This window comes from Duganella aquatilis (genome assembly GCF_009674565.1).
GTDB lineage: Bacteria > Pseudomonadota > Gammaproteobacteria > Burkholderiales > Burkholderiaceae_D > Rugamonas > Rugamonas aquatilis.
The window spans coordinates 20,916-45,416 of the sequence record NZ_WKJL01000024.1; the positions used below are offsets into that span (position 1 = coordinate 20,916).

The window sequence follows — 24,501 nt, forward strand, 5'->3', positions numbered from 1 at the left end:
ATCGGTTATCGTGCTATTTTGGCAAAGGCGGTGAAGTAGTCGGGGAAGGTCTTGTTCACGCACTTCGGATCATTGATGCGCACCGCCGCGCCCTGGCGCAGCGCGCCGTCCAGCGCGGCCAGCGAGAAGCACATCGCCATGCGGTGGTCGTCGTAGGTATCAATGGTAGCAGGGCTGAGCGCGGCCGGCGGCGTGACCTGGATGTAGTCCGCGCCCTCCTCCACCGTGGCGCCCAGCTTGCGCAGCTCGGTCGCCATGGCGGCGATGCGGTCGGTTTCCTTGACGCGCCAGCTGGCGATGTTGCGCAGCGTGCTGGTGCCGTCGGCGTACAGCGCGGCGATGGCGATGGTCATGGCGGCGTCGGGAATGTGGTTGAAGTCGGCGTCGATGGCTTTCAGCGGGCCGTTGGCGCGCGCCTCGATCCAGTTGTCGCCCATGGTGATCTGCACGCCCATCTGTTCCAGCGCGGCGGCGAAGCGCACGTCGCCCTGAATGCTGTCCTTGCCCACGCCCTCGACCCGCACCGGACCGCCGGCAATCGCGCCGGCCGCCAGGAAGTAGGACGCCGACGAAGCGTCGCCCTCGACGTGGATGGTGCCCGGCGACTGGTAGACCTGGCCCGGCTGGATGGTGAACGAGGCCCAGCCGTTCTGCTCGACCTTGACGCCGAAGCGGCGGATCAGGTTCAGCGTGATCTCGATATACGGCTTGGAGATCAGTTCGCCGACGACGTCGATGGTGATCGCATGCTCCTTGGCCATCAGCGGCGCCACCATCAGCAGCGCGGTCAGGAACTGGCTCGACACATCGCCGCGCACCGACAGGCGCTCGGTGGTGATCCTGCCCTGCTTGATGTGCAGCGGCGGGAAGCCCGGATTGCCGGTGTACCCGACGTTGGTGCCGGCGGCGTTGAGCGCGTCGACCAGATCGCCGATCGGGCGTTCATGCATGCGCGGCACGCCGTGCAGCGTGTAATCGCCGCCGATGACGGCCAACGCGGCGGTCAGCGGGCGGATCGCCGTGCCGGCGTTGCCCATGAACAGATCGGCCGATCTATTCGGCAGCACGCCGGCCACGCCGGTGACGTGGTGGACGGTGCCGGTGGCGGTCTTCTCCTCGGTCCACTGCACGCCGAGCGAGCGCAGCGCCGCCAGCATGACGGCGGTGTCGTCCGACGCCAGCAGATCGACAATCGCCACCTGCCCCTGCGACAGCGCCGCCAGCAGCAGGATGCGGTTGGAAATCGATTTCGAGCCAGGCAGGCGCACAACGCCCTGCACGTGAGAGACCGTTTGCAGGTCGAGATATTCGTGAGTCATTTTATTCCTTCAACTTCGGGGTCAGGTCCCTCATTTCTACACGAGCCCTACCGTAACAGCCGCTACGGCCGAGGCCGTGTAGAAATGAGGGACCTGACCCCGGGTTTAATCTGCTTTATCCTGCGACGCCGGCGCTTCGGCCGTTTCGATCGCGGTGATCCATTGGTGGCGGGCGTGCTGGGCGTTGCTGTAGACGCTTTCCAGCGCCGCGCCGTCGCCGGCCGCCAGTTGCGCGCGCAGCTGCGTCAATTGTGCCATGTACGCGTCCAGCTCGGCCAACAGCGCCGGCTGGTTGGCCAGGCTGATGTCGCGCCACATCTCCGGCGACGAGCCGGCAATCCGCGTGAAATCGCGGAAGCCGCTGGCCGCATACTGGAACAGCAAGTCCGCATGCGGCTTGCGGGCGATGTCGTCCACCAGCGCATAGGCCAGCAAATGCGGCAGATGGCTGACCGCCGCAAACACCTTGTCGTGCTCCTGCGGCGTCAAACGGTGGATGATGGCGCCGCAGGCGCGCCATGCGGCCGCCACGCGTTCGATATCGGCCGCCGCGTTGTCGTCCAGCGCCGTCAGCACCACCTTCTTGCCGATGTACAGATGGTCGATCGCCGCATCCGGCCCGTTGGTCTCGCGGCCCGCGATCGGATGGCCCGGCACGAACTGCGCCACCTTGCCGCCCAGCGCGCGGCGCGCCGCTGCCACCACGTCCGACTTGGTGCTGCCGGCGTCGGTGACCACGGTGCCGGCGTCCAGATGCGGCGCGATCGCCGCCAGGATCGCCTCGGTCTGCGCCACCGGCGCCGCCAGCAGCACCAGGTCGGCGCCGCGCAGCGCTTCGGCCAGCGAGGCCGGTTCGCCGGCCACGCCGATGGCGTCGATGATGCCCAGCTCCAGCGCGCGCGCCATCGACGCGGCGGAACGGCCCACGCCGACGATGCTCCGCACCGCGCCTGCCTTCTTCAGCGCCCGCGCAAACGAGCCGCCGATCAGGCCTACGCCAAAAATAACGACTTTGTTCAGCATTTACTCCGCCAATGCTTTCGACAGCGCCGCGATGAAGACGGCGTTTTCCTGCGGCAGGCCGATGGAAATGCGCAGCCATTCAGGCAGGCCGTAGTTGCCGACCGGGCGCACAATCACGCCCTGCTTCAGCAACGACAAATTCACGCGCGCGCCGGCGCCGGCATCGCTGCCGACTTTCACCAGCACGAAGTTGCCGAACGACGGCACGTACTCCAGCCCCAGCTTCTCGAACGCTTCGACAAACTGCCGGTAGCCGGCGGCGTTGTTGGCCGCGCCCTGCTCCAGGAAGGCCTTGTCGTTGAGCGCCGCGATGGCCGCCGCCTGCGCCAGCGAGTTGACATTGAACGGCTGGCGGATGCGGTTCATCAGATCGGTCAGCGCCGGCTGCGCAATCGCGAAGCCCACGCGCAGGCCCGCCAGGCCATAGGCCTTGGAGAAGGTGCGCGACACCAGCAGGTTGGGATACTTCTTCACCCATTCGGCCGATTCGAACTGGTGTTCGGCGGCCAGGAATTCGTTGTAGGCCTCGTCCAGCACCACCACGACGTGAGCCGGCACCTTGTCCAGAAAGGCCTGGATCTCGGCCGCCGGAATAAAGGTGCCGGTCGGGTTGTTGGGATTGGCGATGAATACCAGGCGCGTGTCGTCGCGGATCGCCGCCAGCATCGCCGGCAGGTCGTGGCCGTGAGCCTTGGCCGGCACCACGATGTGCTGCGCGCCCACGCCCTGCGTCGCCAGCGCGTAGACGGCAAACGAATACTGCGAATACACGATCGACTGGCCGCGCTCCACAAACGCGTGGGCGGCGATTTCCAGGATGTCGTTGGAGCCGTTGCCCAGCGTGATCCAGTCGGCCGGCACGTTATAACGCCTGGACAGCGCGCCTTTCAGGTCGAAGCCGTTCGCATCGGGGTAGCGGCCCAGTTCCGCCACGGCGGCGGCCATGGCCTGCTGCGCCGATGCCGGCACGCCGAACGGATTTTCGTTGGACGCCAGTTTGACGATGTTGGCTTCATCCAGGCCGAATTCACGCGCGACTTCCGCGATCGGTTTGCCGGCCTGGTAGGGGGCGATGGCGCGGACGTATTCCGGGCCGTAGTGCTTGCTCATGTCTGGTCTCTCTTTGTTATCAGGTCAGGCTCACCGGGTAGGAACCCAGCACCTTGAAGAATGCGGCGTTGCCGCGCAGCTCATCGAGCGCCTTGGCCACCGCTGGATTCTGCACATGGCCTTCGACGTCGACGTAGAAATAATATTCCCACGTGCCGGTGCGGGCCGGACGCGATTCGAAGCGCGTCATCGACACGCCGTGCTGCGCCAGCGATCCCAGCAGGCGGTAGATCGAACCGGCCTTGTGCGGCGCCGCCAGCGCCAGCGAGGTGCGGTCTTCGCCCGACGGGCCGGCCTGCAGCTGGCCGATGACGGCGAAGCGCGTGCGGTTGTGCGGGTCGTCCTGGATGTTGGCCTTGACCGTGCCCAGGCTGTAGCGCACGCCGGCGCGCTCGCCGGCAATCGCGGCGATGCCATGGTCGTCGCGCGCCATGCGTGCCGCTTCGGCGTTGGAGGAGACGGCGATGCGCTCGATCTCCGGGTAGTTATTGTTCAACCAGATCTGGCACTGCGCCAGCGCCTGCGCGTGGGCGCAGATGGCGGTGATGCCGTCCATATTGCCGCTGCCGGTCAGCAGGCTGTGGCGCACGGCCAGCGACACTTCGCCGCTGATGGTCAGCGGCGTATGCAGCAGCAGGTCCAGCGTGCGGCCGATGGCGCCTTCGGTCGAGTTCTCGACCGGCACCACGCCGAATTCGGCGGTGCCGGCTTCGGTGGCGCGGAACACTTCGTCGATCGACGAGCAAGGCAGCACGTCGACGGCGGTGCCGAACTGCTCGTACACCGCCTGTTCGCTGTAGGTGCCGGCCGGGCCGAGGAAGGCCACGGTGACGCGCTTTTCCAGCGAGCGGCAGGCGGACATGATCTCGCGCCAGATGGTTTGCAGCTCGGCGTTGCCCATCGGGCCGGGATTGCGTTCGGCCACGCCGCGCAGCACCTGCGCCTCGCGCTCGGGACGGAACACCGGCGCGCCGGTTTCCGCTTTCACATGGCCCACTTCCTGCGCCACCTTGGCGCGCTGGTTCAGCAGGTCGAGGATTTGCGCGTCGATCGAGTCGATCCGCTCGCGCAAGGGTTTGAGTTTGTCGTTCATAGTTTATCGGCCAGCGAATTCGTTCAAGTAGTCTACGAGCGCTTGCACGCCCTCGATAGGCATCGCGTTATAGATCGATGCGCGCATACCGCCGACGGACTTGTGGCCCTTCAGTTGCAGCAGGCCGCGCGCCTTGGCGCCGGCCAGGAATGCTTCGTTCCTGCTTTCGTCCTTCAGGTAGAAGGGCACGTTCATGCGCGAGCGGTTGGCTGGCGCCACGCGGTTCTGGTAAAAGTCGTCGACGTCCAGCGCGGCGTACAGCAGTTCGGCCTTGACCCTGGCGCGGCGCTCCATCTCGGCCACGCCGCCCTGCGCCTTCAGCCACTGGAACACCAGGCCGGCGATGTAGATGCCGTAGGTCGGCGGCGTGTTGTACATCGATTCGTTGTCAGCCACCAGCTTGAAGTCGAACGCCGACGGACACGCCGGCAGCGCCTGGCCCAGCAGATCGTCGCGGATGATGACGATGGTGACGCCGGCCGGGCCGATGTTCTTCTGCGCGCCGGCGAAGATCACGCCGTACCGCGACACGTCGATCGCGCGCGACAGGATGTGCGAGGACATGTCAGCCACCAGCGGCACGCCGTCCAGGCGCGGATCGGCGGCATCCGGCACGCCGCCGTCGAAATCGTATTCGACGCCGTCGATGGTCTCGTTGGTGCACATGTGCAGATAGGCCGCGCCGGGCGTCAGCCGCCACTCGCGCTGCGGCGGCACCGCTGTCGTGCACGAGGCGGCGATGTTCACGTTGGCGTATTTGCCGGCTTCCTTGATGGATTTGGCCGACCACGAACCGGTGTGGATGAAATCGATGGTTGCGCCGGCGGGCTTGTGGCCCAGCAGGTTCAACGGCACGAGGGCGTTCTGCGACAGGCCGCCCCCCTGCATGAACAAAATCTTGTAATTGTCCGGTACTGCCAGCAGCTCGCGCAGATCGCGCTCGGCCGCCTTGTAAATCGACATAAACTCCGGTCCGCGGTGGCTCATCTCCATCACCGACATGCCGCTGCCGTGCCAGTCCAGCATTTCGGCGGCAGCTTGCGTCAGCACTTCCTTCGGCAGTACGGCAGGGCCGGCGGAAAAATTGTAGATGTGCGTCATTACGTTCCTTTAAATGATTACTCTAGTCCTGCATCGCCTCGATCAGCTTCTGCATCATCGACTGCGTGCGCTTGATCATCAGCTGCTGGCTCGACTGCATGCTCTCGGCGGCCAGTTTGGGCATGACAGCCAGCATCTTAGCGCCTACCGGCGTGCGGTAGAAAGCGGCAATCTGGCGGATCTCGTCGGCGGTGAAATTACGGGCGTACAACGGCACCGCTTGCGCCATCATCTCGTCCACCAGCGTCGGATCGTTCAGGAACTCGGCCATCACCTGATTGATCTGCGGCAGCTTGCTGTCGATCTTGCCCAGCGCCAGCTTGCGCTGTTCGGCGCTCAGCGTTTTGTCGTTATTGATCGCCGCTTCCAGCATCGGACGGATGGTCTGGGACAGGTTTTGCGACATCTGACGCATCATGTCCACCATCAGCGAGCGGTAATGCATCGACTCGAACAACTCCTGGGCGGCGGCGGTGGCAGCGGCATCGGGCGCCTGCGCGTGCACCACGACCGGGGCGCCGAGCAATGCCAGCGAGGCGGTCAGGCATGCTACGAATTTCTTCATGTCGTGTCCTTAAAATAAAAACGGGGCCAGTTCTATTGTCGCGCAATAGTCTTGGCCCCGCTGGCTCAACGGCGTTGAACGTTACTCGGCGGCTGAATCCGGGCCCGGTTCCAGTTCGACTTCGTCAATGTCCGTCTCCACCACGCGCTGCAGGCCGGACAGCTTGGTGCCGTCCTCCACCGCGATCAGGGTCACGCCCTGGGTCGCGCGGCCCATCTCGCGGATCTCCGACACGCGGGTGCGGATCAGCACACCGCCGGTGGTGATCAGCATGATCTCGTCGGTCGAATCGACCAGCGTCGCGGCCACCACGCGGCCGTTACGCTCGGAGGTCTGGATCGCGATCATGCCCTTGGTGCCACGGCCGTGACGGGTGTACTCGGTGATCGGCGTACGCTTGCCGAAGCCGTTCTCGGTCGCGGTCAGCACCGACTGCTGCTCGTTTTCCGCCACCAGCAGCGCGATCACGCGCTGGCCGTCGTCGAGGTTCATGCCGCGCACGCCGCGGGCGTTGCGGCCCATCGGACGCACGTCGTTCTCGTCGAAGCGCACCGCCTTGCCGGCGTCGGAGAACAGCATCACATCGTGTTCGCCGTCGGTCAGCGCGGCGCCGATCAGGAAATCGCCCTCGTCCAGGTCGACCGCGATGATGCCGGCCTTGCGTGGATTGCTGAAGTCCTTCAGCGGCGTTTTCTTCACGGTGCCCAGGCTGGTCGACATGAAGACGTAGTGGTCTTCCGGGAAGGTGCGGTTTTCGCCCGACAGCGGCAGGATGACCGTGATCTTCTCGTTGTCCGCCAATGGGAACATGTTGACGATCGGCTTGCCGCGCGAGTTGCGCGAGCCTTGCGGCACTTCCCACACCTTCAGCCAGTACAGCCGGCCGCGGTTGGAGAAGCACAGGATGTAGTCGTGCGTGTTGGCGATGAACAGCTGGTCGATCCAGTCCTCATCCTTGGTCGCCATGGCCTGCTTGCCGCGGCCGCCGCGTTTCTGCGCGCGGTACTCGGAAATCGGCTGCGCCTTCATGTAACCGGTGTGCGACAGGGTCACCACCATGTCCTGCGGCGTGATCAGGTCTTCGGTGTTCAGGTCGCTGGCGTTGTGCTCGATGTTGGAACGGCGCGGATCCTTGGCCGGGTCGCCGAACTCGGTCACCACCGAGGTCATTTCCTCGGTGATGATGGTGGTCACGCGCGACGGCGTGGCCAGGATGTCCAGCAGGTCGGCGATTTCCGCCATCACGTCCTTGTACTCGTTGACGATCTTGTCCTGTTCCAGGCCGGTCAGGCGTTGCAGGCGCATCTGCAGAATCTCTTGCGCCTGGTCGTCCGACAGGCGGTACATGCCGTCGGCCTGGATGCCGTAGTGCTTCGGCAGGTGCTCGGGACGGAACGCCTCGATGCCGCCGATGGTGCTGCCTTCGCTGGTACGGGCCAGCATTTCGCGCACCAGCGACGAATCCCACGAACGGTCCATCAGGGCCGCTTTCGCCACCGGCGGCGTCGGCGCCGCCTTGATCAGGGCGATGAATTCATCGATGTTGGCCAGCGCCACCGCCAGGCCTTCCAGCACGTGGCCGCGCTCGCGCGCCTTGCGCAGCTCGAACACGGTGCGGCGGGTGACCACTTCGCGGCGGTGCGACAGGAAGCACGACAGCATTTCCTTCAGGTTCAGCAGCTTCGGCTGGCCGTCGACCAGCGCCACCATGTTCATGCCGAAGGTGTCTTGCAGCTGGGTCTGTTTGTACAGGTTGTTCAGCACCACTTCCGGCACTTCGCCGCGTTTCAGCTCGATCACCACGCGCATGCCCGACTTGTCGGACTCGTCGCGGATGTCGGAGATGCCGTCCAGCTTCTTGTCGCGGACGTTTTCGGCGATGCGTTCCAGCAGCGATTTCTTGTTGACCTGGTACGGCAGCTCGTCAACGATGATGGCCGTGCGGCCGCCGTCCTTGCCGTACTCTTCGTAGTGGGTCTTGGCGCGCATCACCACACGGCCGCGGCCGGTGCGGTAGCCGTCGCGCACGCCGGAGACGCCGTAGATGGTGCCGCCGGTCGGGAAGTCCGGCGCCGGGATCAGTTCGATCAGCTCGTCGATCGAGCAGTCGGGATTGTTCAGCACGTGCAGCGCGCCGGCGATCACTTCATGCAGGTTGTGCGGCGGAATATTGGTCGCCATGCCCACCGCGATACCGGACGAGCCGTTGATCAGCAGGTTGGGGATGCGGGTCGGCAGCACCGTCGGTTCTTTTTCCTTGCCATCGTAGTTGGGCTGGAAGTCGACCGTGTCCTTGTCGATGTCGGCCAGCAGTTCGCTGGAAATCTTGTCGAGGCGGCACTCGGTGTAACGCATGGCTGCCGCGCCGTCGCCGTCGACCGAGCCGAAGTTGCCCTGGCCGTCGACCAGCATGTAGCGCAGCGAGAAGTCCTGCGCCATGCGCACCAGCGTGTCGTAGATCGAGGCGTCACCGTGCGGGTGGTATTTACCCATGGTGTCGCCGACCACGCGCGCGCATTTGACGTAAGCGCGGTTCCAGACGTAATTCGATTCGTGCATCGAGTACAAGACCCGGCGGTGCACAGGCTTGAGGCCGTCACGCACATCCGGCAAGGCGCGGCCGACGATCACGCTCATGGCGTAATCGAGGTAGCTCTTGCGCATCTCTTCTTCGAGTGAAATAGGGATTGTTTCTTTTGCGAATTGATCCATTGGCCGGTCGTTTTACTGTGGTTTATTAAGCCTCTCCCAAGAGACAGGCAAGCGGTCGATTTTAGCATGCGCGCAAGGCAACTAGCGGATTTCCGCGTCGGGCCTGCAATCATGCGGTATTGCAACATGCTGCGCACGGTAACAAGTTGTAATATTCATGACACATTACTCAATTATTATCGACAATCACGTTGCAACAAAACAACATTTTGGTTGAACGCGAAATGGCGCCATGTTGGAGCTTTTTTATCGATGTGGATTGCTTGTGGCAAAATGGACGAGAAGTCAATTGCTTGATTCGCAAGCGGGAAACGAGTGTGACGCCCCTGCGTGGTAGAATTCGCTCACGCAACATACGTCGCGCAGTTATTCTGCGGATATCACCCCCGAAAGGAACAAAAATATGAAAAAACTGATTTCGATGCTGGCTATTACCGCTGCATTCGCTGGTTCGGCTATTGCGCAGACTGCGCCGACCGCCCCTCCATATGCTCCCGTCACCCAGGACATCAAGGCGTCGACGCCTAAGAGCGCCTACGTGCAAGATGCACGCGGCATCATCGCCCGTGACCCGTTCGGCCTGTGCTGGCGCACCGGCTACTGGACCCCGGCTGACGCCGTGCCAGGTTGCGATCTGCCGATCTGCGTCGAGCCAGAGAAGCTGGAAAACGGCAAATGCGTCGCACCGCCGCCACCACCGCCAGTTGCTCCGGCACCAGCCCCGGCACCTGCGCCAGCACCGGCTCCAGTACCAATGCCAACCGCACAAAAAGTAAGCTTCGCCGCTGACGCCTTCTTCGACTTCGACAAGGCCGTGCTGAAACCAGAAGGCAAAGCCAAGCTGGACGACCTGACCTCGAAACTGGGTTCGATCAACCTGGAAGTGATCATCGCTGTCGGCCACACCGACTCCGTGGGCACCGACGAGTACAACCAGAAGCTGTCGGTACGCCGCGCTGAAGCTGTCAAGGCCTACATCATCTCCAAAGGCGTTGAAGCCAACCGCGTGTACACCGAAGGCAAAGGCGAGAAACAACCTGTAGCGGACAACAAAACCGCCGAAGGCCGCGCCAAAAACCGTCGCGTAGAAATCGAAGTAGTCGGCACCAGCAAGTAATTCGCTGCGTTCCACACAGGAAGCCCCGCTCTGCGGGGCTTTTTTTTATCCGCTGCTTTAGAATAGCGGGATTAGTCTTTTTAAATCGTTGCCATGAACGCTGATCCATTAGAACTGCAAAAATTCGCCGAACTCGCCCACCGCTGGTGGGACCCGACCTCGGAATTCCGCCCGCTGCACGAAATCAACCCGCTGCGCCTGGAATGGATCAACGCCCGCGCCCCGCTGGCCGGCAAGAACGTGATCGACATCGGCTGCGGCGGCGGCATCCTGTCGGAATCGATGGCGCGCAAGGGCGCCACCGTCACCGGCATCGACCTCGGCGAAAAAGCGCTGAAAGTGGCCGACCTGCACTCGCTGGAATCCGGCGTGCAGGTGCGCTACAAGCTGATCGCCGCCGAAGACATGGCGGCGCAGGAAGCCGGCCAGTACGACGTCGTGACCTGCATGGAAATGCTGGAACACGTGCCGGACCCGGGCGCCATCGTGCGCGCCGCCGCCACGCTGGTGAAGCCGGGCGGCCACGTGTTCTTCTCGACGCTGAACCGCAATCCGAAAGCCTATCTGTTTGCCGTGATCGGCGCCGAATACCTGCTGCGCATGCTGCCGAAAGGCACCCACGACTACGACAAGTTCATCACCCCGTCCGAGCTGTCGCAGTACATCCGCAGCGCCGGCCTGGACGTGGCCGGCTTCAAGGGCATGGGCTACAACCCGCTGACCAAGATCTACTCGCTCAACGACGACACCAGCGTCAACTACCTGGTGGCCGCGCGCCGCCCGCTGGAATCATGAGCACGCCCGCCGCCCCACGCGCCATCCTGTTCGACCTGGACGGCACCCTGGCCGACACCGCGCCCGACCTGGCCGCCGCCGTCAACCTGCTGCGCAGCGCGCGCGGCCTGGCGCCGACCGCCTACGAGATCCTGCGCCCGACCGCCTCGGCCGGCGCGCGCGGCATGATCGGCGCTTCGTTCGGCCTGACGCCGGACGACGACGGCTACCTGGCACTGCGCGACGGCTTCTTCAGCAACTACGAAGCGGCCATGGCGGTGCACAGCCGCCTGTTCGACGGCATCCCCGAGCTGCTGGCCGGCATCGAGGCGGCCGGGCTGCAATGGGGCATCGTCACCAACAAGTCGCAGCGCTTCACCGACCCGCTGCTGCCGCAGATCGGCCTGGGCCACGCGGCCTGCGCGATTTCGGGCGACACCACGGCGCACGCCAAGCCGCACCCGGCGCCGCTGCTGGAAGCGGCCAGCCGCCTCAAGCTGGCGCCCGGCCAGTGCTGGTATGTCGGCGACGACCTGCGCGACATCCAGGCCGGCAAGGCGGCCGGCATGCTGACCATCGCCTGCGGCTGGGGCTATTGCGGCGCCACCGAACCGCAGCACTGGGAAGCCGATTACCTGTTCCAGCAGCCGGCCGAACTGCTGGCGTTGCTGCAAGCCGCGCTGGCGGCCGGGGCGCTGGCGGCATAGCACTATGCCAACTTTGTTGTTTTAAGGAATCAAACTCGCAATTCCTGTTGCCGCACGGATATATTCAGCGTAGTCTCCCGCAGGACTGCGTAGCATTACTTATTTCCTGCAAGCCAAACCCTCGCTGATAGGAAAGCAAGGCAGTCATCCCGACACCCAACTTTCCTACCAGGACCATCATGAATACTCCTGAGCAGGCTGCCCAAAACCCGCAGCCGTACTCTGATTCATTTGCCTCCTTGCCGCAGCGCACGACCGCGCCGCAGAGCTGGATGGTGCGCGTCAGCGATGCCAAATACCATTGGTACGACCTGATCGCCGGCTTCGCCGAAAAACCCGACATCCGCGACCCGATCGGCCGCTACATGCGGCGCATGCAGTTCGAGCTGGAGGCGACGGCGGAAAAGCGCCACCTGTTCCTCGCCGTCACCCGGCCGCGGGTGCGCTTCGACATCACCGGCGTGGTGCAATGGGGCTTTTTCTCGCTCAGGCTGACGCTGCCGCTGCTGCTGGGCGCCGAGGCGCGCAAGGACAGCATCACGGTCGAGCTCAAGGTGCCGTTCGCGGCCACCATGAAAAAGCCGACCGTGATCCTGACCGAGAACTTCATCAGCCTCAACTGGGGCGGCCTGGTCGAGGTGTTCTCGGTCCACGACCTGCTGCAACGCTATGCCCACACCCTCAAGCTGCCCAGCAAGGTGGCGTATGTCGGCCAGACGCGCGACCCGGAAGGCCGGCTCGGCAAGGGCCGGCTGAACGCCATGCACAAGCTGCGCGCGCAGTTCGGCATGGACTACGACACGCTGATCCTGGTGCTGGGCCTGGAGGTTGAAGTCCATTGCGCCGAGGGCGACGCCGCGGCGCTGGCGCACAACGAGCATCCGCTGGTGGCCGACATCCTGCAGGCCGAACGCATGGACGCCATCGAGGCGGCGCTGATCCGTTACTTCGAAGGCAGCAATCCGCGCTGGCGCCAGGCCGACGAGCGCAAGGCGCGCAGCGAGCGCCTGACCGCGGTGCAGGCCAACAACCACCTGGTGCAGTACACCATCGACCTGGAACTGCCCGGCACCGGCTGCTATAACTACCTGTGCTCGGAGTCGGTCGACGCCGCCAAACGCCATCTTTTGAGCTGCTTCGTGGCCGACGGCCAGGCCCAGGTTGCGCCAATGCCACTGCCGCCACCGGTCAAGGGCGGCAAGGCCTGAGTAGTGTTACATTGGGTGGGTTCTTGATGCCCGGCATATTTCCCCATGGAAATAACACGGTGGAAGCACTATAATCACCAGACTATGACACACTTGGAGCGCGCACATGAGCAATGACGACGACGATTATCCAGATCCGTCGCCGGAAGAGCTGGGCATCGGCGCGCTGTTCGACGAGGGGCCGGAGCCCTTCCTCGATCTGGTGGCGCCGCCGCCGGACGAAATGGAAGAGCTGCTGCCCCTGATGCCGCAGCGCACCGCCGCGCCGCAGACCTGGGTGGTCACCGTGGCCGACGCCAAATTCCACTGGTACGACCTGATCGCCGGTTTTCCGGAAGTGCCGGACATCCGCGATCCGGTCGGCCGCCATTTGCGCCGCATGCAGTTCGACCTGGAAGCGACCAGCGAGAAGCGGCTGATCTATTTCGCCGTCAACCGCCCGCGGGTGCGCTTCGACACGACGCGCAACACCAGCTGGGCCTTCTTCTCGCTGAAGCTGACCGTGCCGCTGCTGGTGGGGCCGGAGGAGAAGAAGGAATCGCTGACCATCGAGCTGGAAGTGCCGTTTGCCGCCACGCTGAAAAAGCCGTCGGTGGTGATGACCGACCGCTTCATCACGCTCAACTGGGGCGGCCTGGTCGAGGCGCTGTCGATCCACGACGTGCTGCAGCGCTACGAGAACAATCTGAACTACGCCACCGAGGTGCAGTACGTCGGCCAGACCAAGGACCCGCGCGGCCGCCTGGCGCGCGCGCGCCTGATGCCGGTGCAGCGCGTGCACCAGAAGTTCAGCGAAGACAACGACATGCTGCTGCTGATCCAGCGCATGAACGTCGAGGTGATGTCGGCCGACGGCGATCCGGCCGAGCTGGAAGTGAACCAGAATCCGGTGGCGGCCGACGTGCTGCTGAAGGACCGCATCGACGTCATCGAGTGCGCGCTGATCCGCTATTTCGAAGGCCCGGAAATGCACGGCCGCACCGACAAGGAAGCCGACGTGCGCCGCCAGCGCGTGGCCGAGGTGGCGCTGACCAACAACCTGGAAAGCTTCCGCATCGACCTGCGCCTGGAGGAATCGGGCAAGTACCACGACCTGTATTCGCGCCACGCCGGCACCTCGCGCAGCCACATCATCGACTGCACCATCGTCAACGGCAATGTGCTGATCACGCGCGTGCCGGACAAGACCGCCAAGTCCTAGACCGCCGCCAGCGCCTGCTCCAGGTCGGCCAGCAGATCGTCGCTGTGCTCGATGCCGATCGACAGCCGCACGGTATCCACCGTCACGCCCGCCCTGGCCAGCTCTTCCTCGTTGAGCTGGCGGTGGGTGGTCGACGCCGGATGGCAGGCCAGCGACTTGGCGTCGCCGATGTTGACCAGGCGCGTGAACAGCTGCAGCGCGTCCTGGAAGCGCGCGCCGCCCTCCACGCCCCCTTCCACGCCGAAGGTCAGCACGCCGGACGGCCGGCCGCCCAGGTATTTGACCGCCAGCGCGTAATCCTGGTGGTCGTCCAGCCCGGCGTAATTGACCCACTTGACCTTGGCGTGGCGGCGCAGGTAGTGCGCCACCTTCAGCGTGTTGTCGACGATGCGCTCCATGCGCAGCGCCAGCGTTTCTATCCCCTGCAGCAGCAGGAAGGCGTTGAACGGCGACAGCGCCGCGCCGGTGTTCCGCAACGGCACCACGCGCGCGCGGCCGATGTAGGCGGCCGGGCCCAGCGCCTCGGTGTAGACCACGCCGTGGTACGACACGTCCGGTTCGTTGAGGCGCTTGAAGCGCTGCTTGTGCTCGGCCCATGGGAACTTGCCGGAATCGACGATGGCGCCGCCGATCGAATTGCCGTGGCCGCCCAGGTACTTGGTCAGCGAATGGACGACGATGTCGGCGCCATGCTCGATCGGGCGCAGCAGATACGGCGTGGCGACGGTGTTGTCGACGATCAGCGGCACGCCGTGCGCGTGGGCCACGGCGGCAAGCGCGGCGATGTCGGTGACGTTGCCCAGCGGGTTGCCGATCGATTCGATGAACACCGCCTTGGTGCGCTCGTCGATCAGCGCGGCGAACGAGCCCGGGTCGCGCGGATCGGCAAAGCGGGTGCTGATGCCGAACTGCGGCAGCGTGTGGGCGAACAGATTGTAGGTGCCGCCGTACAAGGTGGAGGCGGAAACGATGTTGTCGCCGGCCTCGGCGATGGTCTGGATGGCGTAGGTGACGGCGGCCTGGCCGGACGCCAGCGCCAGCGCGGCCACGCCGCCTTCCAGTGCGGCGACGCGCTGTTCCAGCACGTTCTGCGTCGGATTCATGATGCGCGTGTAGATGTTGCCCTGCACTTTCAGGTCGAACAGGTCGGCGCCGTGCTGGGTGTCGTCGAAGGCGTAGGCGACGGTCTGGTAGATTGGCACGGCGACCGCGCGCGTGGTCGGGTCCGGGCTGTAGCCGCCGTGCACGGCAATGGTTTCCAGTTTCATGCTGTCTCCTTGGTCGGTGGTGGATGAAAAGGTAGCGGGAATCGGCGGCCGGGGCCACGAATGATTCCAAAAAAGCAAATGCGCAATCTGGATAAGCTATGCTTGTCACAAACTGACCGGCTGGCACGTCTAAAGTTCATGATGACCGACACCCCCACCTTTGCGGCCCTGCGGCCGCGCCTGTTCTCGATCGCCTACCGCATGCTGGGCACCCGCGCCGACGCCGAAGACGTGGTGCAGGACGCCTGGCTGCGCTGGCACGGCAGCGCGCAGAACGCGGTGCAGTCGGCCGAGGCCTGGCTGGTGACCATCACCACCCGGCTGGCGATTGACCGCCTGCGCTCGCGGCTGGCCGAGCGCGAGGCCTATGTCGGCTGGTGGCTGCCGGAACCGATCGTCGAGCTGGACGAACACACGCCGGAAAGCCATGCGGAAATGGCCAGCGAGGTGTCGATGGCGCTGCTGTGGGTGCTGGAGCGGCTGTCGCCCGAGGAGCGGGCGGCGTTCCTGATGCGCCAGGTGTTCGAGCAGGACTACGGCGAGATCGCCAGCGTGCTGGGCAAGAGCGAAGCGGCGTGCCGGCAGATGGTGCACCGGGCGCAGGAGCGCGTGCAGCAGCAGAAACCGCGCTTCGCCGTGCCGAAGGCGCAGCACCACGCGCTGCTGGGCCGCTTCATCGCCGCCGCCCAGGTCGGCGACCGCGACGCCATGAAATCGATGCTGGCCGACGATGTGCAGCTGGTGGCCGACGGCGGCGGCAAGGTCAACTCTTACCTGCGCGTGCTGCACGGCGCCGGCCGCGTGGCCGGATCGTTCTGGTCGCTGGAGCACCAGTATCCGCAGCAGGTGGCATACCGCGCCGCCCGCGTCAACGGCGGGCCGGGGCTGGTGCGCTATGTCGGCGGCAAGCTGGAATCGGCGCAGTCGTTCCTGATCGAGGACGGCCGCATCGTGGCCGTGTTCATCGTCCGCAACCCGGACAAGCTGACGGGTGTGCCGCAAACTATTTTCTGAAAGCTGTCACAGCAAGCCTAGCCGCCCCGTCTTACAGGGTATAGAGGGCGCAATGGTGTGCCCTCCACTTCTGTGAAAGACACCATCATGAACCAAGCTGCCCGTATTCCACTGTTCCAACTCGCCCCTGCGAATTTGCAGGCGATGATCGCGCTGTCCGCCTCGGTCAAGAAAAGCTCGCTTGGCGTGCGGCTGGTGGAACTGATCAACCTGCGCGTGTCGCAAATCAACGGCTGCGGCGTCTGCGTCGACATGCACTGGCGCGACCTGATCAAGCAAGGCGCCGAACCGCGCCACCTGAACGCCATCGCCGGCTGGCGCGAAGCGCCGTTCTTCAGCGCCCTGGAGCGCGCCGCGCTGAACTGGGCCGAAGCCGTCAACGCCCTGCCCCACACACACCCGACCGACGATGATTTCGCGCAGCTGAAAGAACACTTCACCGACAACGAAATCGCCGAACTGAGCTACGCCATTGCCGTGATCCGCGGTTGGAACGTCATCAACGCCAGCCTGCACAACCAGATCCCGGAAGTGCCGGCGCCGGGCTTCTAAGCTAACAAGTGACGGGCCTGCAAAGGCCCGGTCTGCGTTTAGTCAAAGCGATCCATATTCGAGGATTTACCATGTGACCGACATGGCAACGATTCTTTCCTTTCGGTTTTGAACATGCAAAATTCATGGGATTTTTCAGTTTACGATCCAAACTACCCTCGTGTTAGTCCTGATATTTCCACGCCCGTTCGTTTAGCTGCTGTGAAATTTGAAGAAAACATCCGCAACGACTCTAATGAGAATGGCGCATTTTGCTTGAATTACGCGCCGTCGCTCCTCGCTGGCGCTATATCATGCATTCAGGCGAAGCATGGCCTGCATGGCCAATCATCGAACAATCGATCAAAGACGAAACGCCTTTCGCGATTGACGAAATCAACGCTATGCTCAAAGCTAATCAGCTTCAACTGCAATATCTGAACATTGAACTATTTCACCATCTCTGGATACGTGTTTCCAAGAGCCTCAACTTCCATTACCATCGGGAGGCATCCTAAATGAACACACCTATCATGGCTCCAACCGCTGCCGAGTTTCTAGCTCGAATCATGCCGCCCACGGGCTACGAAAATCATTTGGTCGTGAAAAGATGCGGCGTGCTCGTCTGGGCGCGGCGCGAGGAACTGCTGGCTGATGACGAAATTTGCTTCTACGACGGCGACTGCCGCGAAGTCTTCAGACCTGATGATCCAAGACTTCAATCATTGATGCGCTAACGATAGCGTGTAAAACAAAGGCCCCCGGCGCTTGCGCGCAGGGGGCCTTTGTTTTGAATCCAGTGGTGGAGACGGCGGGAATCGAACCCGCGTCCGCAAGCACTCCACAGACAGTTCTACATACTTAGCACTATCATTTAATTTAACCGGTATGGCACGGATGTGCACGTTACATACAAGCGATTCACCTTAAATTTAGCGCGGCTTCAAGTGACCCGTTGCAGCGCGATTCCCTGTAAATGACTCCTTGACTTTTAACGGTCCGCCCCAGGGAAGAAGCGTTTAGGAGCTAACAGCCCTTAGGCTGCCAGTGCGTACGAGTTATCGTTTGCAGTTATTGATTTTCTGGGTGTATTTACGAGGTAACCAGCCCTCGGTATGCCCTGCTCTGCTTTGCAACCCACGTCGAAACCAGGTCGTCCCCACAGAACTTCTATTCTACAGTACTTTGCACGCCCCCGCCACGCACGTCAAACGCCCGTCATATTCGGGCGTTATGATAGCTGCAGTTCTCACATGGAACCACCAATTAGCGCCCCTCGGGGCGGCTACTACCGGCGCCGGCGGTCGGGAAATATACCGGCACCAATTCCCTCACATGAGCTTGATCAGCAGCCCGGCGATGCCGAGGATGCTGGTCAGCATCATGCCGATCATCCAGCGTAACTGGTGATCCAGGCCGTCCAGACGGGCGGCTGTTTCCTTGCGCAATTGCTCGATTTTGGCCTCCACCAAGCGGAAGTTTTCCTGTGTCTCCTTGCGCAACTCGTCGATACGGGCATCGACACGGTCGATCCGGGCCGTAACCTCCCTGCGCAGTTCGGTGATGCTTTCGTCAGTGCGGTCGATTCTGGCGTTCACTTCCCTACGCAGCTCGGCGATGCTTTCGTCAGTGCGGTCGATTCTGGCGTTCACTTCCCTACGCAGCTCGGTGATGCTTTCGTCAGTGCGGTCGATTCTGGCGTTCACTTCCCTGCGCAGCTCGGCGATGCTTGCGTCAGTGCGGCCGATTTTGGCGCTCACTTCCCTGTGCAACTCGGAAATGTTGCCATTGACCTCACGACGCAACAAATCCATCCGCTCGCTGGATTCGCGGTACATCATGTCGATCCGGGCATTGGTCTCGCGGAAGCCGCTGCCCATCTCGGTCAGTAGTCGGTCGGTGTCCATATTCTCATCCTCGTGAGCACGATAGCGGTTGTCAAGCTGAGCGGGTGCGTGCATGGCGGTATCCCCCTGTCCTAGCGCCGAGCTTAGGAGGGCGATCTGCGCCGCGCATGATCTGGCACAAAGGTGTGGCTGTTGTTGCGCCGCAGCACACTGTTTCAGGTTTTGTGAATTTGGCGCAATCCGGCATTAGAATGACAGTGTCATCACTTCAGCAACCGACCGCCATGCCCGATGCTGCCGCCCCTGCCGTCCAGCGCCCGAAAAAACGCGGGCGGCCCCAGAAAGGGGAAAGCGGCGGCTTGCGCGCCGAGCTGATCGAGAAGTCGGCCCAGCTGTTCCGCACCAAGGGCTATGACAACACCACGGTGCGCGACATCGCCGCCGCCGCCGGCATCCAGGCCGGCAGCTGGTTTTACCATTTCAAGACCAAGCAGGAGATCCTGGCGGCGATCATGGAGCAAGGCATGCAGCGCTCGCTGGCCGAGGTCGAGGCCATCGCCGCCCTGCCGCTGGCGCCCAGCGCCATGCTGCACCGGCTGGTCGAGGCCCATCTGCACACGCTGCTGGCGCCCGACCACCATTTCATCGCCGTGCTGCTGTACGAGTGGCGTTCGCTGGACGAGGACTCGCGCGAACGCATCACCGCGCTGAAGGACCGCTACGAGGCGGTGTGGGACCGCGCCATCGCCGCCCTGCACCATTCCGGCGACTGGCTCATGCCGTCGCAGTTCGACCGCCTGCTGATCTTCGGCGCGCTGAACTGGACCGTGCAGTGGTACAAACCCGGCAGCGGCGCCGACGTGCGCGAGCTGGCGCACCAAGCGATGCGTTTCATCCTGCGCACGCCTGCCGCAGTTGAGGCACAATAGGGCCTTACTTCACTGCCAGGATCGCCCATGATTTACGAGATCGCCGCCATTACCATCAAGCCCGACACCCACGCCGCCTTCGAGGCCGCCGTCACCCAGGCGGTACCGCTATTCCGCGCCGCCACCGGCTGCCTGTCGATGCGCCTGGAGCGCGCCATCGAAACGCCGGACACCTATCATCTGGTGATCGGATGGTCGACCCTGGAAAACCATACGGTCGATTTCCGCGGCAGCGCCGCCTTCCAGGACTGGCGCGCGCTGGTCGGCGGTTTCTTCGCCGGGCCGCCGAACGTGGTGCATTTCGATCCCGTCGTCACCGGCTTTTAAGCGCCACCATAAAACCTAATAAAAATCTGCAACAGGAGGCCATCATGTCCCGTACCATCCACCGCAATTTCCCGCAGCTGTCGGACGCCGAGAGCGCCCGCAGCGCGCTGCTGGCCAGCGGCTTTCCGCAGTCCAGCGTGCAGCTGACCAAGCACACCACCCTGCCGTCGGATGTGGCCACCAGCACCGTCGGCAATCTGCTGGACGCGCTGACGCCCGGCGGTCCGGCCGCCGCGGCCGCCGCCCGCCACCGCGCCGGCGCCATGCTGTCGATCGATGTCTACGATGAGGACGACAGCGCCAAGGCCGACGCCATCATCGGCAGCTACGGCGCCAGCGAAGCCTGACGCGTCTTACGGCGCCGGGTGGTTGAACACCTGGCGCAGATAGGCCAGGAAAGTCTCGTCCTTGCACAGCGTCTTGCCGGGCGAATCGGACAGCTTGGCCACCGACTGGCCGTTGCAGCACACCAGCTTCATGACGATGTTCAGCGGCGCCAGGCCGACATCGTTGGTCAGGTGCGTGCCGATGCCGAAGCCGGTCATGATGCGGTCGGCGAAGTGGCGGTACAGCGCGATGGCGCTGTCGAGGTTGAGGCCGTCCGAGAACACCAGCCGCTTGGTCTTGGCGTCGATGCGCAGCGCGGCGTAGTGGGCGATGGCTTTCTCGCCCCACACCACCGGGTCGCCGGAATCGTGGCGCAGGCCGTCGAACAGCTTGGCGAAGTACAGGTCGAAGTCGTCGAGGAAGGCGTCCATCCCCACCACGTCCGTCAGGGCGACGCCGAGGTCGCCACGGTATTCCTGCACCCACGCCTCCAGCGAGGCTTTCTGGAAATCGCGCAGGCGCACGCCGAAGGCCTGGAACGATTGCATGTATTCATGCGCCATGGTGCCGATCGGGATCAGGCCGAACTTCATGGCCTGGTAGACGTTGGAGGTGCCCTTGAAGTATTCCGGCACCTCGCGCGCCAGCCGCTGCACCACTTCGTCATGCCACGCGCCCGAGAAGCGGCGGCGGGTGCCGAAGTCGGACACCTCGAACGGATACAGCCGCGCCGGCTCGGCGCCGAAGGCTTTCAGCCTGGCGATCTTGGCGCTCAGGCGCGCGCGGCCCTCGGCCAGTGCGGCGGCCTGGTCGAAGCGGCGGAAGTACAGTTCGTTGACGATGTACAGCACGTAGATTTCAAAGCCCATCACGTGCACCTGCGGCCCGGTGGCGTGGATCACCAGCGTGTCGCCGTCGGCGCGCACCTCGATGAACTTGCGCTGGAAGCGGAACACCGTCAGGAAGTCGACGAAGTCGCTCTTCATGTAGCGCAGCGAGCGCAGGTAGCTCAGTTCCTCGTCGGTGAAGCTCATCGAGCACAGGTGGTCCAGCTCGCGCTCGACCTCGGGCAGCAGCTCGGTCAGCGGGAAGGCCGGCGTGTTGCGGCAGACGAATTCATACTCGGTGTGGGCGTGCGGATGGCCATGCAGCAGCGCCTGCCACATGGTGAATTTGTAGAGGTCCGTCTCCAGCAGGCTGCGGACGATGGGCTGTTTCATGCGGGCTCCACGGCATCGTCAGCGCTGGCGGCGTTCTCCAGCAGTTCCGGCAGCACGTCGGCGGCCTGCATCAGCTGCACGCCGCGCGCGGCCATCGCCTGCAGGAAGGCCTGGTACGGGGCCTCGAAGCCGGTCACCGGGCTGATGCAGTCGGTGACCAGCACCAGCTTGCCCAGCGAGGCCGGGCCGTACTGCTCGGCGAAGTAGTCGGCGATGTGTTCCACCGTCGCCTTGACGCAGTGGCTGCCGGCCTCGCCGGCCACGTAGATGCGGTCGGCCTCGGCCAGCGTACGCACGAATTTGGTGTTGAACTGGGTGTCCGGGTCGTCGGCGTCCGGCACTTCGGCCTGCACGGCGGAATAGTGCTCGGTCCACGGATTGGAGCCCTTGGCCAGCTTGGCGACGATGCCCAGCGACGCTTCTTCCCAGTGGCCGTAGGCGGCGCGCACGTCGGCGTGGACGTTGTGGCCCCAGCTGCCGATCTCGCAGTGCACCGGCCACACCATCAGCGTGTAGCGGCCGGCCGCTTCCAGCCGGTCCAGGTAGTTCAGCGCGATGGCCAGCGCGGCGGCGTGGCGCGGCGCATATTTCCGGGCGCGCACCTCGGCGGCGGTGATTTCGGTGAACGGTGCGACCGGCGCGCCGTCGGCGGCGATCCAGAAGGTCGGGTGGGCGATGTCGAAGCGGTGGTGCGAGTCGAGCGTCACGCTCATGGCGCTGATGCCGGCGCGGCCGCGGTTGATCAGGCCAGCCAGGCGCAGCATGTCCTGGTGGGCGCCCGGCACCGGCAGCGACGGCAGCAGCGGCTGGCGGGTGACCGGATCGGTCGGGCGGTAAGTTTCCGGCAGGTCGCAAAAATCGTTTTGCGGGTCTATCATCAACAGATGAAGATTCCGTTTCATGTCAGGCTCCATGGAGTGAAGCCTGCATGATACCGCAGCCCCGGCATGGCGGCTGCGGCGTGCCGGCTTCAGGCAGCGATCGCGTCGATCTGCGACTGGCCCTTGGCGACGGCGGCAGCCACCGCTTCTTCGCCCATCGCCACGCCTTCGGCCAGGATGAAGGTAACGTCGGTCATGCCCAGGAAGCCCAGCACCGAACGCAGGTAGGTGGTGATGTGGTCGTAGCCGGCGGCCGGGCCGGTGCTGTAGACGCCGCCGCTGGCGACGAAGACGTAGACTTTCTTGCCGGTGACCAGGCCTTCAGGGCCGTTGGCGCCGTACTGGAAGGTGCGGCCGGCACGGGCCACGTGGTCGATCCAGGCTTTCAGGCCGGAGGTGACCGAGAAGTTGTACATCGGCGCGCCGATGACGATGGTGTCGGCGGCCAGCAGTTCGTCAACCAGGGTGTCCGAGGTCTTGATGGTGTGGGCCTGGTCGGCGTTGCGCTTGTCAGCCGGCGTGAAGTAGGCGCCAATCATTTGCTCGGTCAGGTGCGGCACGGGCGAGTTGGCCAGGTCGCGGGTGACCACGGTGGCGCCTGGATTGGCGGCTTTCAGTTTGGCGATCAGTTCGCCGCCCAGCTGGCGGGTCAGGGAACCGGTGCTGCGCACGCTGCTGTCGATGTGGAGGATGTTTGCCATGATGCTGTTTCCTTTCGGTTAGGGATGCAGCGATCATAAAACGATTATAATATCGATGAAATGCAGTTTATTTCTATCCTACTTATCGAGAATATCGATTATGCGTGATCCCGGCCTCCCCTCCCTCGACCAGCTGCGCGTCTTCATCGCCGTCATCGACCATGGCGGTTTTGCCCATGCGGCGCGGGCCTTGCACCGTACCCAGTCGGTCATCAGTTATACCATTGCCAACCTGGAAGAGCAGCTGAATGTCGAGCTGCTCGACCGCAGCAAGCGCAAGCCGACCCTGACCGAGGCCGGCAAGGCGCTGCTGGCCGACGCCCGCGCCGTCTCGCTCAAGGTGGACGGCATGCGCGCCCGCGCCAAGGCGCTGTCGGCCGGGCTGGAGGCCGAGGTGTCGCTGGTGGTCGACGTGATGTTCTCGACCTGCAAGCTGGTGCGCATCCTGCACGCCTTCCAGAAGGAGTTCCCGACCGTGTCGATGCGGCTGCGCATCGAGGCGCTGGGCGCGGTGACGCAGCTGGTGGCCGACGGCACCTGCCGCATCGGCATCAGCGGCTGGATGCCGGGCACCCAGGATGTGATCGAGCGCCAGGCCTGCGGTTTCGTCACCATGGTGCCGGTGGTGGCGCCCGACCATCCGCTGGCGCAGATCGACGGCATCATTCCCAGCGCCGTGCTGCGCGAGCACACGCAGCTGGTGCTGACCGACCGCAGCACGCTGACCAAGGGCCAGGATTTCGGCGTGCTGGCGCTGCGCGACTGGCGCCTGGGCGACCTCAGCTCCAAGCACGCGCTGCTGCGCAACGGCATCGGCTGGGGCAATATGCCGCTGGAATTCGTGCAGTGGGATCTGGACGCGGGCCGCCTGGTGCAGCTGGAGATCGCCGAGGGCAGTTCGTTCAGCTTCCCGCTGTTCGTGATCCGCCGCGGCGACGAGGAGCCGGGGCCGGCCACGCGCTGGCTGATCCAGCAGTTCCTCGATCTGGACCAGCCCGGCATCCCGACGCCGCTCAACGCGCGCGAGGAAAGCGAACTGGCGGCCCATCTCGCCCAGGCCCACGCCTATCACGGGCTGAGCGACCGCCCGCCGGCCGCTCAGCCGGACGGCGCGCAGGCGCCCGCCGCGCCGGCCGCGCACGCGGCCGACCCGCTGCAGGCGGTGGTCGACAAGATCCAGGCCACGCCGGCAGCGGCCAAGGCGGCGCCGAACGCCGCCAACGTCACGCCGCAGCCGGTGGCAAAACCTGCCGCCGCCGACACCGCCGGCGGCGACGACAAATTCATCTACTACCTGCAGGCCGGCGCCTTCCGCGAAGTGGCCGACGCCGAGAACGCGCGCGCCAAGCTGGCCCTGCTCGGCTTCGAGGCCACCATCTCGGACCGCTCCACCGACACCGGCGTGCTGCATCGCGTGCGCATGGGCCCATACAACCAGGTCGAGGCGATGAACAAGGCACGCAGCAAACTGTCCGAAAACGGCGTCGACGTCGCCGTTGTGCGCAACCAGAAATAAGAGGAGTAAC

Annotated in this window: 25 protein-coding genes and 1 other RNA gene; 13 read left to right on the forward strand and 13 right to left on the reverse strand. The window is 64.2% G+C overall.

Features of this window, described 5'->3' with window-relative positions:
- Positions 1 to 5 precede the first annotated feature (5 nt).
- The 7 genes from aroA to gyrA all read right to left on the reverse strand — a co-directional run bounded on the left by aroA (position 6) and on the right by gyrA (position 8,923).
- Positions 6 to 1,319, reverse strand: a complete 1,314-nt coding sequence (gene aroA, locus GJ698_RS24350; protein ID WP_154360459.1) for a 3-phosphoshikimate 1-carboxyvinyltransferase — start codon at positions 1,317 to 1,319, stop codon at positions 6 to 8.
- A 105-nt stretch (positions 1,320 to 1,424) separates the two neighbouring features.
- On the reverse strand, positions 1,425 to 2,342 hold the full coding sequence (locus GJ698_RS24355) for a prephenate dehydrogenase (protein ID WP_208023877.1): 918 nt from the start codon (positions 2,340 to 2,342) through the stop codon (positions 1,425 to 1,427).
- Complete coding sequence (hisC, locus tag GJ698_RS24360; protein ID WP_154360460.1) at positions 2,343 to 3,452, reverse strand: histidinol-phosphate transaminase; 1,110 nt, start codon at positions 3,450 to 3,452, stop codon at positions 2,343 to 2,345. It lies immediately after the preceding gene.
- Between the two features lie 19 nt (positions 3,453 to 3,471).
- On the reverse strand, positions 3,472 to 4,545 hold the full coding sequence (pheA, locus tag GJ698_RS24365; protein WP_154360461.1) for a prephenate dehydratase: 1,074 nt from the start codon (positions 4,543 to 4,545) through the stop codon (positions 3,472 to 3,474).
- A 3-nt stretch (positions 4,546 to 4,548) separates the two neighbouring features.
- Positions 4,549 to 5,646 carry a 3-phosphoserine/phosphohydroxythreonine transaminase gene (gene serC, locus GJ698_RS24370; protein ID WP_154360462.1) on the reverse strand — a complete coding sequence of 366 codons (1,098 nt, stop codon included), beginning with the start codon at positions 5,644 to 5,646 and terminating at the stop codon, positions 4,549 to 4,551.
- Between the two features lie 22 nt (positions 5,647 to 5,668).
- Positions 5,669 to 6,211 carry a DUF2059 domain-containing protein gene (locus GJ698_RS24375; RefSeq protein WP_154360463.1) on the reverse strand — a complete coding sequence of 181 codons (543 nt, stop codon included), beginning with the start codon at positions 6,209 to 6,211 and terminating at the stop codon, positions 5,669 to 5,671.
- Positions 6,212 to 6,292: 81 nt separating this feature from the next.
- The gene (gene gyrA / locus GJ698_RS24380) at positions 6,293 to 8,923 is read right to left on the reverse strand and encodes a DNA gyrase subunit A (protein ID WP_154360464.1); all 2,631 of its coding nucleotides are present in this window, start codon (positions 8,921 to 8,923) and stop codon (positions 6,293 to 6,295) included.
- Between the two features lie 403 nt (positions 8,924 to 9,326).
- On the opposite strand from gyrA, the gene ompA reads away from it, so the two are divergent.
- The 5 genes from ompA to GJ698_RS24405 all read left to right on the forward strand — a co-directional run bounded on the left by ompA (position 9,327) and on the right by GJ698_RS24405 (position 13,930).
- The gene (gene ompA, locus GJ698_RS24385; protein WP_154360465.1) at positions 9,327 to 10,040 is read left to right on the forward strand and encodes an outer membrane protein OmpA; all 714 of its coding nucleotides are present in this window, start codon (positions 9,327 to 9,329) and stop codon (positions 10,038 to 10,040) included.
- 93 nt (positions 10,041 to 10,133) lie between these two features.
- Positions 10,134 to 10,835 (forward strand): bifunctional 2-polyprenyl-6-hydroxyphenol methylase/3-demethylubiquinol 3-O-methyltransferase UbiG, encoded by a 702-nt coding sequence (gene ubiG / locus GJ698_RS24390; protein ID WP_154360466.1) that lies wholly within the window; start codon positions 10,134 to 10,136, stop codon positions 10,833 to 10,835.
- Positions 10,832 to 11,521, forward strand: coding sequence for an HAD family hydrolase (locus GJ698_RS24395; protein ID WP_154360467.1), 690 nt, complete (start codon positions 10,832 to 10,834; stop codon positions 11,519 to 11,521). The genes ubiG and GJ698_RS24395 overlap by 4 nt, the downstream gene beginning before the upstream one ends.
- A gap of 179 nt (positions 11,522 to 11,700) precedes the next feature.
- Complete coding sequence (locus tag GJ698_RS24400; protein WP_154360468.1) at positions 11,701 to 12,729, forward strand: hypothetical protein; 1,029 nt, start codon at positions 11,701 to 11,703, stop codon at positions 12,727 to 12,729.
- Between the two features lie 106 nt (positions 12,730 to 12,835).
- On the forward strand, positions 12,836 to 13,930 hold the full coding sequence (locus GJ698_RS24405; RefSeq protein WP_154360469.1) for a hypothetical protein: 1,095 nt from the start codon (positions 12,836 to 12,838) through the stop codon (positions 13,928 to 13,930).
- Here the strand turns inward: GJ698_RS24405 and GJ698_RS24410 are convergent.
- Complete coding sequence (locus tag GJ698_RS24410; protein WP_154360470.1) at positions 13,927 to 15,198, reverse strand: O-acetylhomoserine aminocarboxypropyltransferase/cysteine synthase family protein; 1,272 nt, start codon at positions 15,196 to 15,198, stop codon at positions 13,927 to 13,929. The two genes, GJ698_RS24405 and GJ698_RS24410, sit on opposite strands and share 4 nt — an antisense overlap.
- A gap of 141 nt (positions 15,199 to 15,339) precedes the next feature.
- Here GJ698_RS24410 and GJ698_RS24415 point away from each other — a divergent pair, with 141 nt between their 5' ends.
- From GJ698_RS24415 to GJ698_RS24430, 4 genes are all read left to right on the forward strand, one after another.
- Positions 15,340 to 16,212, forward strand: a complete 873-nt coding sequence (locus tag GJ698_RS24415) for an RNA polymerase sigma-70 factor (protein WP_154360525.1) — start codon at positions 15,340 to 15,342, stop codon at positions 16,210 to 16,212.
- An 87-nt stretch (positions 16,213 to 16,299) separates the two neighbouring features.
- Complete coding sequence (locus GJ698_RS24420) at positions 16,300 to 16,764, forward strand: carboxymuconolactone decarboxylase family protein (RefSeq protein WP_154360471.1); 465 nt, start codon at positions 16,300 to 16,302, stop codon at positions 16,762 to 16,764.
- A gap of 251 nt (positions 16,765 to 17,015) precedes the next feature.
- Positions 17,016 to 17,261 (forward strand): hypothetical protein, encoded by a 246-nt coding sequence (locus GJ698_RS24425; RefSeq protein WP_154360472.1) that lies wholly within the window; start codon positions 17,016 to 17,018, stop codon positions 17,259 to 17,261.
- Complete coding sequence (locus tag GJ698_RS24430) at positions 17,262 to 17,480, forward strand: hypothetical protein (protein ID WP_154360473.1); 219 nt, start codon at positions 17,262 to 17,264, stop codon at positions 17,478 to 17,480. It abuts the gene before it with no gap.
- A gap of 63 nt (positions 17,481 to 17,543) precedes the next feature.
- On the opposite strand, the gene ssrA is transcribed toward GJ698_RS24430, so the two are convergent.
- Both ssrA and GJ698_RS24440 read right to left on the reverse strand, forming a co-directional pair.
- Positions 17,544 to 17,904: a transfer-messenger RNA gene (gene ssrA / locus GJ698_RS24435) on the reverse strand.
- Positions 17,905 to 18,074: 170 nt separating this feature from the next.
- The gene (locus tag GJ698_RS24440; RefSeq protein ID WP_154360474.1) at positions 18,075 to 18,704 is read right to left on the reverse strand and encodes a hypothetical protein; all 630 of its coding nucleotides are present in this window, start codon (positions 18,702 to 18,704) and stop codon (positions 18,075 to 18,077) included.
- 170 nt (positions 18,705 to 18,874) lie between these two features.
- On the opposite strand from GJ698_RS24440, the gene GJ698_RS24445 reads away from it, so the two are divergent.
- From GJ698_RS24445 to GJ698_RS24455, 3 genes are read left to right on the forward strand one after another with little or no spacing between them, the layout of a single operon-like run.
- Complete coding sequence (locus tag GJ698_RS24445) at positions 18,875 to 19,519, forward strand: TetR/AcrR family transcriptional regulator (protein ID WP_154360475.1); 645 nt, start codon at positions 18,875 to 18,877, stop codon at positions 19,517 to 19,519.
- A 27-nt stretch (positions 19,520 to 19,546) separates the two neighbouring features.
- A complete protein-coding gene (locus GJ698_RS24450) occupies positions 19,547 to 19,846 on the forward strand; it encodes an antibiotic biosynthesis monooxygenase family protein (RefSeq protein ID WP_154360476.1) in 300 nt (99 codons plus the stop codon).
- A 44-nt stretch (positions 19,847 to 19,890) separates the two neighbouring features.
- A complete protein-coding gene (locus GJ698_RS24455; RefSeq protein WP_154360477.1) occupies positions 19,891 to 20,193 on the forward strand; it encodes a hypothetical protein in 303 nt (100 codons plus the stop codon).
- A gap of 6 nt (positions 20,194 to 20,199) precedes the next feature.
- Here GJ698_RS24455 and pncB read toward each other — a convergent pair whose 3' ends face one another.
- The 3 genes from pncB to GJ698_RS24470 all read right to left on the reverse strand — a co-directional run bounded on the left by pncB (position 20,200) and on the right by GJ698_RS24470 (position 22,975).
- Positions 20,200 to 21,393: a nicotinate phosphoribosyltransferase gene (gene pncB / locus GJ698_RS24460; protein ID WP_154360478.1), complete on the reverse strand. Its 1,194-nt coding sequence runs from the start codon at positions 21,391 to 21,393 to the stop codon at positions 20,200 to 20,202.
- Entirely contained in the window at positions 21,390 to 22,295 is a 906-nt protein-coding gene (locus tag GJ698_RS24465; protein ID WP_154360479.1) for a cysteine hydrolase family protein, read from the reverse strand. The genes pncB and GJ698_RS24465 overlap by 4 nt, the downstream gene beginning before the upstream one ends.
- 68 nt (positions 22,296 to 22,363) lie before the next feature.
- Complete coding sequence (locus GJ698_RS24470; RefSeq protein ID WP_154360480.1) at positions 22,364 to 22,975, reverse strand: FMN-dependent NADH-azoreductase; 612 nt, start codon at positions 22,973 to 22,975, stop codon at positions 22,364 to 22,366.
- Positions 22,976 to 23,075: 100 nt separating this feature from the next.
- On the opposite strand from GJ698_RS24470, the gene GJ698_RS31450 reads away from it, so the two are divergent.
- Positions 23,076 to 24,491, forward strand: coding sequence for a LysR substrate-binding domain-containing protein (locus tag GJ698_RS31450; protein WP_154360481.1), 1,416 nt, complete (start codon positions 23,076 to 23,078; stop codon positions 24,489 to 24,491).
- The last annotated feature ends 10 nt before the right edge of the window (positions 24,492 to 24,501 follow it).